Origin of the sequence: Micropruina glycogenica (assembly GCF_900289045.1) — a bacterium.
Lineage (GTDB): Bacteria > Actinomycetota > Actinomycetes > Propionibacteriales > Propionibacteriaceae > Micropruina > Micropruina glycogenica.
Genome location: NZ_LT985188.1, coordinates 3,520,197 through 3,532,088, shown reverse-complemented (window position 1 = coordinate 3,532,088; position 11,892 = coordinate 3,520,197). Strand labels below are relative to the sequence as shown.

The window sequence follows — 11,892 nt, the reverse complement described above, 5'->3', positions numbered from 1 at the left end:
CGACGCCCAAGTCGAAGTACCAGGAACCGGCGCGCTCCTGGCCGTCGCGTAGCAGGTCCATGATTGTCGAGACGTCGACCTCGACCGGCAGCGTGATCGTGACCAGTCCATATCGAGTGGCTTAGGCTTCGCAACCCAAAGATCTGAACTGCTCAACCACCGGCTCGAGATCGCGGCCGCCGCGTGGCACGACTCGTGCGAGCCAGTTGTCTGAGTTGTGCACGATCCGCTGAACCCAGTGGCCGTCATCACCCGGCCGCCTGGCGGCTAGCACGACATCCCCCGGCGCAACGCCGTGCACAAATACAGGGGCCGCCGCAATCTCGAAGCTGCCGTTTGCCCAGATCAACGGCGTCCACCTCCTCAGAGTCGCAGGGAGGGTAGCCGTCAGCGTCGCGCTCCAAATCGAAGTAGATATGAACGAAGCTCTTCACTACTTCTCACCATCGTCGACAACGGGTCGTCCATAAGGCAACTCAAGGCCCACCTCTCGCATCATCGCCTCGTAGTCAGCGAGCCACGACCTCGCAGTCTTCAGTGCAAAGCACGCCAGCGTGTCGCCTTGGATCAACAACCCCGGAAAGCGCCGACCGCCCGCGCGCGCCGGCCCGCGACAGGCTGCGGTCCCCAGGACGACCGCCCCGGCGAGCATTGCCAGCCCACAAGCACCGCTGCCAAGATGATGAATGGATAAGTATGATCAGAATGCTTGATTGGTACGCTATATACATCTATAATCGAACACATGAGCGTAGTTGTTGAGGGGGTGCCGCAGTCAGCGGTGCAACGGCTGCGCCATGCTCAAGACCTCCGCCGGCAAGCCGACGCGATCGAACTGCAGGCGGTCGCAGACCTGGCTTGCGAGCATGGCTGGACCACCAATGACGAGTTCGACGTGACCGGTGAACGGGCCGTGCGTATCGGTGCCGACGGCACCGCACTCGTCGGTGAGTTCCTGCCCCTCGAAGTGGCAGCGATCAAGGCGATCTCAGTGGCTGCCGCGACCTGGTTGATTCGTGACGTGCTGAACCTGCACGACCGGCACCCGATGCTGTGGAGTTCTGTGCAGAAGGGCCAGGTTCAGCCGTACCGGGCGTTTCAGCTCACTCAGTTGGCTGCCCGTTACGACCTGAACGTCGAACAAGCGCACGATCTCGATCAACGACTCGCGTCGAAGTACGGCCGTATCGGCTGGGCACGGTTGATGCGGCTCGCGCGTGGGCTGATCGCAATCATCGCCGCCGACGCCGTGAAAGCAGCAGCCGACCAAGCCCGCGCCGAACGCTACGTGCGCACCGCCACCACCGAACAACCCGTCGTGACTGAGTTGTGGGCACGGCTCGACACCGCTGACGCCCAGCAACTCGAAGCAACCATCGCCGCCATCGCCAAGAATCTGGCCGCCCAAGGTGACACCGACGAACTCGACGTGCGCCGTTCGAAAGCGCTCGGCATCCTCGCCACCCCCGCACGAGCTCTTGCTCTACTCCAAGGTCGTGACGACAAGCGGTACCTGCCCCGCACCAAGATCTACCTGCACCTCACCGACACCATGCTCACCGGCGAGAATCACGTCGTCCGTGGTGAAACCCTCGGCCCTCTGGTGCGTGACCAACTCCGTGACCTGTTCGGCACCCACCGCCTCACCATCACCCCCGTCATCCACGAAGGCACCGAACCCGGTGTTGACAGTTACGAAATACCCGACCGCATCCAAGAGTCCGTCCTGCTGCGCGACGTCTGCGAAATCTTCCCGCACAGTTCACGCTCGGCCCGACGGCTCGACCTCGACCACACCATCCCCTACGTCGACGGCGTCGAAAACCAAACCCGACCCGACAACCTCGGCCCCCTCACCAGAGGCGTCCACCGCGCCAAAACCGCCAAACGCTGGCACTTACGACAACCCACCAGCGGCGTCTTCTGGTGGACCAGCCCCCACCACCAGCACTACCGAGTCACCAACCAAGCCACCGACGACCTCACCACCTGGTCAACCGGCGAAACAACCATGATGTGGCACCTCGACGCGCACCCACCGCCACCCGACCGATAGGGTTAGACAAACCTTGGACGGGAGGTGGCCGTGCAGCACTACCAGTACCTGCTGCTCATGCTCGGCTGCCTGGTGATCACCCTGCCCCTCGAACTCGTCTTGGGTGCCCGGGTGTACGCCCGCTGGCGGCTCGCGGTGCTGGCGCTGGTGCCCACCGTGCTGCTCTTCAGCGTGTGGGACGTGATCGGCATCGTGCGCCTGCACTGGACGTACAACCCCGACTTCATCACCGGCGTGCACTTGGGCGTGATGCCGCTCGAAGAGCTGGTGTTCTTCATCGTTATTCCGATCTGCGGCCTGCTCACCTATGAAGCGGTAGGCACGGTGCTCAAGCGACTTCGAGGCCGCGATGGGTGAGTACACGCTGTTCACCATCGTTGCGGTGCTGGGCGTTCTCGCGATCGAGTTCTTCTGGTTACGCACCGGCATTCTGCGCACCGCCCAGTACTGGCTGTCGATGGCCCTGGTGTTCTTCTTTCAGATCTGGGTCGACGGCTGGCTGACCAAACTGTCCGACCCGATCGTCATCTACTACCCCGACCAGTTCAGCGGCATCAGGTTTCCGTTCGACATACCGATCGAAGACTTCGGCTTCGGTTTCGCGATGGTCACCCTCACCCTGCTGACCTGGCACAAACTGACCCACCGGAGGGCTGAATGAGCGCAGAAGTCACCCGCGGGTTCGACGCCGGGGCCACCCGCTACGACCTGCTGGTCGGGCTCAACCCCGGCTACCACCAGCACCTGCGCCGCGCTGCGCAGGCCTTGGCCGAACTGGTGCCGAACGCCCGCACGCTGGTCGACCTGGGGTGCGGCTCGGGGGCGTCCACCAAAGCCCTGCTCGGCGCCTTCGGCGACGTGGTCACCATCGCGGGCATCGACGCCTCGGGCGGCATGCTCGATCAGGCCCGGGCCAAGCAGTGGCCGGCCGGCGTCACCTTCACCCAAGGACGGGCCGGTGAACTGGCCTCGCTGCTCGACGAACCGGTGGACGGCGTACTCGCCTCCTACCTGTTTCGCAACGTGCCCGAAGGCGAGCGTGACCAGGTCCTGGCCGACGCGTTCGAAGCGCTGCGCCCGCGCGGTGCCCTGGTGGTGCTGGAGTATTCGGTGGCGGGCGACGCCCGGGCGGCGCGCATCTGGCGCGCGGTGTGCGAAACGGTGATCCTACCTTTGGCCACCGTGACCGGCGGCAACCACGGCCTCTACCGTTACCTCGAACGCAGCGTGCTCGAGTTCGACTCGGTGCCGCGCTTCGTCAGACGCCTGCACGCCACTGGTTTCACCGAGGTCGAAAGCCGCACCGTGCCGGGCTGGCAGCAGGGCATTCTGCACGTGATCCGCGCCGGGCGGCCGGCGTGACCGCGCGACGGCTACCGGGCCGCGACTCGCGGGCCGTGCGGCACCCGGGCCACAGCGGCGCCGCTCGGGCAACCGACGACCAGCACGTCGCCGTGGTCGGCGGCGGCATCGCCGGCCTGGCCGCCGCCACCGTGCTGGCCGAGCGAGGTGTGCGCGTCACCGTCCACGAGGCCGAGCCACAACTCGGCGGCCGGGTGCGCGCCTGGCCGCTCGACGAGGGCCGCACCATGAGTCGCGGGTTTCACGCGTTCTTTCGGCAGTACTACAACCTGCGGGCCCTGCTGCGCCGCACCGACCCCAACCTCGACCGCCTGCTGCCGATCAACGACTACCCGCTGACCAGGCCAGACGGACTCACCGATTCGTTCACCGGGCTGCCCCGCACGCCACCGTGGAGCATCATCGGCTTCGTGCTGGCCAGCCCTACCTTCAAGCTGACCGACCTGCCCAAAGTCGACCTGCCCAGCGCGCTCGAACTGGTGCGGGTGCACTTTCCCGGCTCGTACAGCGACTACGACGGCGAGTCGGCCGCGGCCTTTCTCGACCGGCTGCGGTTTCCGGCCGCCGCCCGCGACCTGGCCCTGGAGGTGTTCGCCCGCAGCTTCTTCGCCGACCCGAACGAGTTCTCGGCCGGCGAACTGGTGGCGATGTTTCACACCTACTTTCTCGGCTCGTCCGAGGGCCTGCTGTTCGACGTGCCCGACGACGACTACGACACCGCCCTGTGGGCGCCGCTCGGCCGCTACCTGGCGTCGCTCGGGGTCGAGGTGCACACGAACACCAGCGTCGAGTCGCTCGACGACCTGAGCGCCGACGGTGTGGTGTTGGCCACCGACCCACGCACGGCCCGCGAGCTGATCGCGGGCACCGCCGCGTCCACCACCTGGGTGGATCGGGTCGCGGCCACCCGCAACGCTCCCCCGTTCGCGGTGCTGCGGCTGTGGCTCGACACCCCGGTGGACGCAACCCGGCCGGCCTTCGTGGGCACCAGCGGCTTCGGTCCGCTCGACAACATCTCGGTGCTCGACCGCTTCGAGGCGGGTGCCACCAGGTGGGCGGCGGCGTCGGGTGGGTCGGTGGTCGAACTGCACGGCTACGCGCTCTACGACCCCACCGACATCGAGCAGCGGCTGATCGACGAGCTGCATCGGGCCTGGCCCGAAACCGCAACCGCGGGCATCGTCGATCGTGAACTGCTGATTCGCGACGACTGCGCGCTGGTCGACCCCGCGCCGTGGGCCGAACGTCCCGGGGTCAGCACGCCGAACCCGACGTTGGTGCTGGCCGGCGACTGGGTGCGCTGCGACCTTCCGGTGGCCCTGATGGAGCGGGCGGCCACCACCGGCGTGCTGGCCGCCAACGCCCTGCTCGCCCAGTGGGGGGTGGCCGGCGAAGAGGTCTGGTCGGTGCCCATGAAAGGGCTGCTGGGGTGAGGAGTGGCCATGCGTAGCGAGTCGATGCAACGACTCGACGCCCTGGTCGGACGCTGGCGGGCGTCGATGCACGAGGCCTGGTTTCTGCCCGAACCCGACGTCGAGAACGCGGGCATCGTGGTGGTCGACTGGTGGTCGGACGCCTTCGTCACCTTTCACTGGCACGCCGACGGTGCCGACCTGCAGGTGGTCTTCGGTCACAGCGGCGCCGACAACAGCTACCACGCCCTGTACCACGACGAGCGCGGCACCGACCGGCTGTTCGCGATGACCTTCGACGGCGCCGCCTGGCGCACCGACTACGAACTGGTTCTCGAAAGGGTGGCCGCATGAGCGCCGACGTGATCGTGATCGGAGCCGGCCTCGCGGGTCTGCGCGCCGCCAGGGTGCTGGCCGACGCCGGCCGCACCGTGGTGGTGCTCGAGGCGTCCGATCGGGTGGGTGGCCGGGTGACCACCGACGAGGTGGACGGCTTTCGGCTCGACCGGGGCTTTCAGCTTCTGAACCCCGCCTACGCCGAACTGCGCGCGGCGGTCGATCTTGTGTCACTCGACGTCCGCGGGTTCGAGCGTGGGGTGGCGGTACGCGACGCCGACGGCCTGACCGTGCTGGCCGACCCGCTGCGGCACCCGGTCACCGCGGTACGGGGCGCGGGCAGCCGGTACCTGCGGCCGCATCAACTGCGCACCGCGATCGGGTGGCTGAACGGGCACGACACCAGGGCCGATGACCGCCGCCTGGCCGAATCGTTCGACGCCGCAGGCTTCACCGGGCCGCTGCGTGATGTGGCTGACACGTTTCTGGCCGGCGTGCTGGCCGACGAGAAAGGCGAAACGTCGGCGGCGTTTGTGCGGTCGCTGGTGGGCTGGTTTCTGCGCGGCACGCCGGGCGTTCCGGCAGCGGGCATGGCCGCCCTGCCGGCCGCGTTGACCGACGGACTGGACGTGCGGCTGCAAACCCGTGCGGTGGCGGTCAACCGCCGCCCAGGCGGTGTCGAGGTGATCGTCGACGGTGCCGAACCGCTGCAGGCTCGGGCCGTCGTGGTGGCGGTCGACCCGGCTTCGGTGGGCGAGTTGACCAGCCAACCGTCGGTGCCCATGCGGGGTCTGGTCACCTGGTGGTTCGCTGCGCCGACGGCGCCCACGCAGCGTCGGTTGCTGTTCGTGGACGCCGCCCGCCGCGGCCCGCTGGTGAACTCCGCGGTGCTGTCGAACGTGGCCCCTACCTACGCGCCGTCCGGTCAACACGTGGTGCAGTGCTCGGCCGTGCTGACCGGCCCCGCCCCGACCGAGGCCGAGGTACTGGCCCACGCGGCCGCGATCTACGCCGCACCCACCGACGACTGGCAGTTGCTCGCCGTGCACGAGGTGCCGCACAGCCTGCCGGTCACGCCGCCGGGCCTGCAGCGTCCGCCGATCGACCTCGGCGGCGGGGTGTTCCTCGCCGGCGACCACGTCGAAGGGGCCTCGATCCAGGGCGCCCTGCTGTCGGGACGCCGTACCGCCGAAGCGGTGCTTCAGACTTCGGCGCGGTGAAAGTTCGCGTGGCTGCGGCTGGCCGTCGGGCCGCGCTGCCCCTGGTAGTGCGAGCCGTACACCGGTGACCCGTAGGGGTTCTCGGACGGGCTGCTGAGCTGAAAGAACGCCAGCTGGCCGATCTTCATGCCCGGCCACAGCATGATCGGCAGGGTCGCGACGTTCGACAGCTCCAGCGTCACGTGGCCGCTGAAGCCGGGGTCGACGAAACCCGCGGTGGCGTGGGTGAGCAGCCCCAGGCGTCCGAGGCTCGACTTGCCCTCGACGCGGGCGGCCAGGTCGTCGGGCAGCGTGATGGTTTCGTAGGTGCTGCCCAGCACGAACTCGCCGGGGTGCAACACGAAACCCTCGGACGGGTCGACCTCGACCAGCCGGGTCAGGTCGGGCTGGTCGACGGCCGGGTCGATCACCCGGTACTTGTGGTTGTCGAACAGCCGGAAGAACTTGTCGAGCCGCACGTCCACGCTGCTGGGCTGCAGCATGGCCTGATCCCACGGCTCGAACACCACACGCCCGGCGTCGATCTGGGCCCTGATGTCGCGATCGGAAAGCAGCACGCAGCGAGGCTATCGCGCCGAGACCATCAGCCGGGCGACGGTCAACGCCTTGGTGACCCGCGGCACGCGCCGGCGGGCGCTGAACACGTCGTAGTCGGCCGCCTCGATCTGGTCGAGAATACGCGAATACAGCCCATGCGCGGCGGCCACGCAGCGGGCCGAGCGCGGCGGCAGCAAAGCGATCCCCGGCAGCGCCGCGTCGTAGAGCTCACGGTTGCGGACGAGCTGTGCGGCCAGAAACGCCCGCCACTGCGGGGTCACCCGGCGCAGCCACGGGTCGGCGCCGTAGGCGTCCAGTTCGTCGGCCGGTAGGTAGACGCGACCCCGGTCGAGGTCTTCGCCGACGTCGCGAATGAAGTTGGTGAGCTGAAACGCCAGGCCCAGCGACCGGGCCGGCTCGAACGCCCCGGGCGAGGTCGGTTCGAGCACCGGCAGCATCATCTCGCCGATGACGGCCGCCGAACCCTCCATGTAGCCGTCGCGCAGGTCGGGCCACGACGCCCACGACGTGCGGGTCAGGTCGAGTGCCATCGCGGCGAAGAACCGGTCGAAACAGTGCCTCGGTATGCCCCGCCGGCGCACCGTCTCGGTTGCCGCGGCCAGCACCTCGTCGTCGGTCGGGGCGCCGTCCCACGCGGCGTAGAACGCGTCGCGGTAGGCGTACAGGTCACGGGTGGCCACCTCGACGTCGGGCTGCTCGTCGACCAGGTCGTCGGCCACCCGGCACACCGCGTACACCGCGGCCACGTCTGCGGCCTGCTCGCGCGACAGCAGCAGCGTGCCCCACCAGTAGGTCGTGCCGTGCCGGCGCAGCAACTGCTGGGTGCGGGTCATCGCAGCACCTCGTCGACGCGGTCGGCGGCCAGCTTGCCCGAGATCAGCACCATCGGAATGCCCACCCCAGGTGTGGTGCCCGAGCCGGCGAACACCAGGCCCGGAGCGTCCTTGCGCACGTTCTGCGGGCGGAACGGCCCGGTCTGGCCGAACGTGTGGGCCAACGCGAACGGCGTGCCCGCGGCCATGCCCTGATCGGCCCAGTCCTGCGGGGTGACGAGCCGCTCGGTGAGCACCGCCGAGGAGTAGCCCGCCCGCTCGATGAACCCGAACAGCCGGTCACGCATCGCCGAGCGCGCCGACTCGCCCCAGTCGAGCTCGCCGTCGGCAAGGTTGGGCGTCGGCTCGAGCACGTACAGCGCCTGGCTGCCGGCCGGCGCGGCCGACGCGTCGTGCACGCTCGGCCGGCAGACGAACCGCGACGGGTCACGCATCAGCACCCCGCGCCGCAGCAGATCGTCGAACGCGCCCGCCCAGTCGGCGCCGAAATGAATGGTGTGGTGGGCCGCGTCCGGCTCTGGCTCGCCGAGCACCCCGGCGTGCCACACCACGCACGAGGGTGAGTACCGCGGCCTGCGCCGCAGCACCGCCGGCGGCGGCAGGTCGAGCAGCTTCTCGTACGCCACGGGCAGGTCGGGGGTGAGCACCACCGCGTCGGCCGCCACCGCCTCACCGTCGGCCAGCCGGACGCCGGTCACCGTGCCGTCCGGGCGGCGCAGCACCCGCGCGACCGGGGTCTGACAACGCACGACGCCGCCCGCTGCGGTGATCGCCTCGGCCAGCGCGGGCCCGATGGCCCGCATGCCGCCGTCGGGAAACCAGACCCCCTCGATCGAGTCCATGTAGGTGATCACGGCGTACAGCGCGAGCGCCTGTGCGGGCGCCAGCCCGGCGTACATGGCCTGAAACGAGAACAACCGGTGCAGCCGCTCGTCGGCGAACCTGCGCTCGATGGCCGGCCCGAGCCGCCCGAAGGCGCCGAGTCGCAGCAGCCGGGCCGCCGCACCCGGGTGCCGCAGCAGGTCGGCGGGGCTGTTGAAGTTGGAGTCGATGAAGTGCGGCAACTCGGCGGCGTACAGCGCCTTCAGCCAGGTGACGAACCCGTCGAACGCAGCCGCGTCACGCGCCCCGCAGTGGGTGGCGATCTCGTCACGCATCGCCTCGTGGCCGTGCCGCACGTGCAGCACCGACCCGTCGGCGAAGTGTGCCCGGTACGCGGGGTCGAGCCGCTGCAGCGTCAGGTGATCCTGCAGCCGGGTGCCGGCGGCCTCGAACGCCTCGGCGAGCAACCCGCGCATGGTCAGCACCACCGGGCCGGTGTCGAAGGTGAACCCGTCTTGGGTCAGGGCACCGGCCCGGCCACCGGGCCGATCCTGCGCCTCGAACACCGTGACCCGGTGCCCGCGGCCCACCAGGTGGCAGGCGGCGGCCAGCCCGGCCAGCCCGGCGCCGACCACGACGACGTGGCTCATGCTTGGCGCCACGCAATCGTTGCGGCCAACGCGAGCAGGCCCGAGACCCCGTCGGCCTCCAGCGGTGCGCCGGCCAGCGCGTCGCGGGCCAGCCGCACGTCGTCACAGATCAGTTCTTCGACCCTCGAATCGATGCTGGCCCGCTGCAACGCCCGCATCGCACCCGGCACGTCGCGTTCGGGGTGGCGCAGCAGGTCGGCGTCGTCACCCTGAACGGTTTCTGCGGCCAGAGCCAGAATCACCGTGGCCTTGCCCTCGGCCAGGTCGTCGCCCGCGGGCTTGCCGGTCACCGCGGGGTCGCCCCAGATGCCGAGCAGGTCGTCGCGCAGGGCGAAGGCCCGGCCGATGTGGGCACCGAAGTCGGCCAGCACGGCGAGTTGCTCCGCTGTGGCACCCGCCGCCAGCGCGCCCAACTGCAGCGGCCGCCCCACCGAGTAGGCGCCCGACTTCAGCCGCGCGATGCGCTCGGCGTGCACCCGGTCGCGGCGTCCGGCAGCGGCACCGGTGAGGTCGGCCCGCTGACCGGCGATCAGCTCAAGGCACAGTTCGTGCCAGGTGCCGCGCAACGGTTCGGGCAGGCTCGCGGCCAATCGCGTGGCGCGGGCGTGGGCCAGATCGCCCAGCAGTATGGCCAAGTTGCGGCCGAACTTCTCGGGGTCGCCGTCGGCGCCCGCCTCGCGGTGCCAGGCCGCCGCCTGCACGTGTGCCGAGGGCGCGCCCCGGCGCGAAGCCGATTCGTCCATCACGTCGTCGTGCACCAGGGCGAACAGGTGCAGCAACTCCAGCGCTGCGGCGGCCCGCACCATGTCGTCGTAGGCCGAACCGACGCGTCCGCCCGCGGCCACGAACGCCCAGTGGGTCAATCGCGGCCTGAAACGCTTGCCGCCCAGGGCCGCCAGCGCGGCCAGCCATTCGGGCAGGTCGGCGGCCAGCACCTCGACGTCGGGCACCCAGGTGTGCCAGAGCCCGGTCAGGTCGGCCAGTTCAGCGGCCACCAGGGCGTCGACGGCGGCCACCGTGGCGGCCTCGTCGGGCAGGGGTTCGCACGCCCCCCGCTCGATCACCGGTGTGCCGCGCTCGTCGATCACGGGTGCCAGTTGCGGCACCTGAAGCGCCGCCCACGGGCTGAACGCCCGCGGCGTGGCGGTCACCGAGCGCACCAGATCGGGCCAGGGCACCCACTCGCACGCTGCGATCTCGTCGGGGTCGGGGTAGACGCCGGCCGGGTCGATGCGGCCGACCCACACCGGACAGATCTCGTTCTCGACCACCCCGCCGTCGTCGACGGCCCGGTAGCGAAAGTCGGGCAGCACCAGCGTCAGGTCGTCGATCTCGACGCCCAGTTCTTGCCGCACCCGCCGCCGGACGGCCTGTTCGCCGTCTTCGTCGGGGCTCGGGTGGCCGCAGCACGAGTTCGTCCACACCCCGGGCCAGGTGCGCTTGGCGAGCGCGCGCCGGGTGATCAGCAGCCGTCCGTCGGAGTCGAAAAGGTAGCTTGAGAACGCGAGGTGCAGCGGGGTGTCGCCGGTGTGCACGCTCAACCGAGACGCCGTTCCGATCGGCTTCCCGTGCTCGCTGAGCAGCACGACCGCGTCATCGGTCACCGAGCGGTTCAGCACTATCACTCCTCATCTGCGGCCGAATGGCCATCAGTCTGTCGCCATGTCGAAGCTTTGTCTAAGGTTAGCGGGTCGATACCATTCCGCAGAGCGGCGGCGGAGGCCCAGGTGTACACGATCAAGCAGGCGGCAGAGCTGACGGGGGTTCCCTCGGCGACCCTACGCGCCTGGGAGCGGCGCTACCCACTGCCCGCCCCGCATCGCTCACCCGGCGGCTACCGGCTCTACGACGACGCCGCCCTGTCGCGGGTGCGACTGATGGACCGGCTGGTCAAGGCCGGTTGGACGCCCCGCAACGCGGCCGCGATGGCCCTGCACGATTCGGCCGACGTCTCGTCGCTGCCGTCCCCGACCGAGTTCGTCGAGGCGGTGGCCGCAGGGCTGGCGCCCGGCCGGCGCGAGGCGGTGCTGGCCGCCCGGTTTCAGGCGGCCCCGCTGCCGGTGGTGATCGAGCAGTGGCTGATGCCGATGCTGCACGAACTGGGTCTGGCCTGGAGCTGCGGCAGAGTCACGGTGTGGCAGGAGCACGCCGTCGCCGCCGCCGTGCTGCGCCAGTTGCACGTGGCGTTCGAGTCGGCCCCGGTTCCCACCGGCCCGTTGGTGCTCACCGGCCTGCCGAGCGGCAGCCATCACGAGGTGGGTCTCGCCGCGTTCAACGTGCTGGCTCGCATGGCCGGACTCGGCGTGGCCTACCTGGGCGCCGACCTGCCCGAGGACGCCTGGGTGGGCGCGGTCGAGGAGCATCCGCCGGCTGCGGTGGTGATCGCCGTGCCCACGGCCGACGACGTGGCCGGCGCACGGCGCTGCCTGCTGGCCCTGCACGACCTCGGCGGTGCCGACGCGCCGTTGCTGCTGGCCGGCGGCGGCAGCCAGGACGCGGTGGCCGACCTGGCACGTCCGCTGGGGCATTCGGTGAGCGCAGCCGCCGAGACGCTGCGGCACGACCTCGGGGCGCGAACCGCTGGTCGCCTAGCCTGACCACGACCCCGAACCCAGGCCGACGACGGCCGCTGGCGCTTCGCGA

At 69.9% G+C, this 11,892-nt stretch carries 13 protein-coding genes; 8 read left to right on the top strand and 5 right to left on the bottom strand.

Features of this window, described 5'->3' with window-relative positions; genetic code table 11:
- Nucleotides 1-121 precede the first annotated feature (121 nt).
- Nucleotides 122-349, bottom strand: a complete 228-nt coding sequence (locus MPLG2_RS19900; protein ID WP_158681296.1) for a DUF4265 domain-containing protein — start codon at nucleotides 347-349, stop codon at nucleotides 122-124.
- Between the two features lie 360 nt (nucleotides 350-709).
- Here MPLG2_RS19900 and MPLG2_RS16630 point away from each other — a divergent pair, with 360 nt between their 5' ends.
- Genes MPLG2_RS16630 through MPLG2_RS16600 form a run of 7 tightly spaced genes read left to right on the top strand, consistent with a single transcriptional unit; the run spans nucleotide 710 to nucleotide 6,386 of the window.
- Nucleotides 710-2,056 carry a hypothetical protein gene (locus MPLG2_RS16630; protein ID WP_158681295.1) on the top strand — a complete coding sequence of 449 codons (1,347 nt, stop codon included), beginning with the start codon at nucleotides 710-712 and terminating at the stop codon, nucleotides 2,054-2,056.
- Between the two features lie 24 nt (nucleotides 2,057-2,080).
- On the top strand, nucleotides 2,081-2,413 hold the full coding sequence (locus tag MPLG2_RS16625; protein ID WP_269459156.1) for a lycopene cyclase domain-containing protein: 333 nt from the start codon (nucleotides 2,081-2,083) through the stop codon (nucleotides 2,411-2,413).
- Nucleotides 2,406-2,717: a lycopene cyclase domain-containing protein gene (locus tag MPLG2_RS16620; protein ID WP_105187109.1), complete on the top strand. Its 312-nt coding sequence runs from the start codon at nucleotides 2,406-2,408 to the stop codon at nucleotides 2,715-2,717. The genes MPLG2_RS16625 and MPLG2_RS16620 overlap by 8 nt, the downstream gene beginning before the upstream one ends.
- Nucleotides 2,714-3,418 (top strand): class I SAM-dependent methyltransferase, encoded by a 705-nt coding sequence (locus tag MPLG2_RS16615; protein ID WP_105187108.1) that lies wholly within the window; start codon nucleotides 2,714-2,716, stop codon nucleotides 3,416-3,418. The genes MPLG2_RS16620 and MPLG2_RS16615 overlap by 4 nt, the downstream gene beginning before the upstream one ends.
- A complete protein-coding gene (locus tag MPLG2_RS16610; RefSeq protein ID WP_269459155.1) occupies nucleotides 3,415-4,851 on the top strand; it encodes an FAD-dependent oxidoreductase in 1,437 nt (478 codons plus the stop codon). Before MPLG2_RS16615 ends, MPLG2_RS16610 begins: the two co-directional genes overlap by 4 nt.
- Nucleotides 4,852-4,860: 9 nt before the next feature.
- A complete protein-coding gene (locus MPLG2_RS16605; protein WP_105187107.1) occupies nucleotides 4,861-5,184 on the top strand; it encodes a hypothetical protein in 324 nt (107 codons plus the stop codon).
- Nucleotides 5,181-6,386: an NAD(P)/FAD-dependent oxidoreductase gene (locus MPLG2_RS16600; protein ID WP_105187106.1), complete on the top strand. Its 1,206-nt coding sequence runs from the start codon at nucleotides 5,181-5,183 to the stop codon at nucleotides 6,384-6,386. Before MPLG2_RS16605 ends, MPLG2_RS16600 begins: the two co-directional genes overlap by 4 nt.
- Here MPLG2_RS16600 and dcd read toward each other — a convergent pair.
- From dcd to idi, 4 genes are read right to left on the bottom strand one after another with little or no spacing between them, the layout of a single operon-like run.
- Nucleotides 6,368-6,943: a dCTP deaminase gene (dcd, locus tag MPLG2_RS16595; RefSeq protein WP_105187105.1), complete on the bottom strand. Its 576-nt coding sequence runs from the start codon at nucleotides 6,941-6,943 to the stop codon at nucleotides 6,368-6,370. The genes MPLG2_RS16600 and dcd overlap by 19 nt on opposite strands.
- Nucleotides 6,944-6,952: 9 nt before the next feature.
- Nucleotides 6,953-7,777, bottom strand: a complete 825-nt coding sequence (locus MPLG2_RS16590; protein WP_105187104.1) for a phytoene/squalene synthase family protein — start codon at nucleotides 7,775-7,777, stop codon at nucleotides 6,953-6,955.
- Nucleotides 7,774-9,249: a phytoene desaturase family protein gene (gene crtI / locus MPLG2_RS16585; protein ID WP_105187103.1), complete on the bottom strand. Its 1,476-nt coding sequence runs from the start codon at nucleotides 9,247-9,249 to the stop codon at nucleotides 7,774-7,776. The genes MPLG2_RS16590 and crtI overlap by 4 nt, the downstream gene beginning before the upstream one ends.
- Nucleotides 9,246-10,868, bottom strand: a complete 1,623-nt coding sequence (gene idi / locus MPLG2_RS16580) for an isopentenyl-diphosphate Delta-isomerase (protein ID WP_231935701.1) — start codon at nucleotides 10,866-10,868, stop codon at nucleotides 9,246-9,248. The genes crtI and idi overlap by 4 nt, the downstream gene beginning before the upstream one ends.
- A 108-nt stretch (nucleotides 10,869-10,976) precedes the next feature.
- Between idi and MPLG2_RS18690 the strand changes: the two genes are divergently transcribed.
- Complete coding sequence (locus MPLG2_RS18690; RefSeq protein WP_158681294.1) at nucleotides 10,977-11,846, top strand: MerR family transcriptional regulator; 870 nt, start codon at nucleotides 10,977-10,979, stop codon at nucleotides 11,844-11,846.
- Nucleotides 11,847-11,892: the final 46 nt, after the last annotated feature.

Excerpts from the sequence above, each read along its gene's own strand:
- MPLG2_RS16620 (WP_105187109.1), top strand. The coding sequence starts at position 2,406 with ATGGGTGAGTACACGCTGTTCACCATCGTTGCGGTGCTGGGCGTTCTC.
- MPLG2_RS16590 (WP_105187104.1), bottom strand. The coding sequence starts at position 7,777 with ATGACCCGCACCCAGCAGTTGCTGCGCCGGCACGGCACGACCTACTGG.
- MPLG2_RS16605 (WP_105187107.1), top strand. The coding sequence starts at position 4,861 with ATGCGTAGCGAGTCGATGCAACGACTCGACGCCCTGGTCGGACGCTGG.
- MPLG2_RS16615 (WP_105187108.1), top strand. The coding sequence starts at position 2,714 with ATGAGCGCAGAAGTCACCCGCGGGTTCGACGCCGGGGCCACCCGCTAC.
- crtI (WP_105187103.1), bottom strand. The coding sequence starts at position 9,249 with ATGAGCCACGTCGTCGTGGTCGGCGCCGGGCTGGCCGGGCTGGCCGCC.
- MPLG2_RS16600 (WP_105187106.1), top strand. The coding sequence starts at position 5,181 with ATGAGCGCCGACGTGATCGTGATCGGAGCCGGCCTCGCGGGTCTGCGC.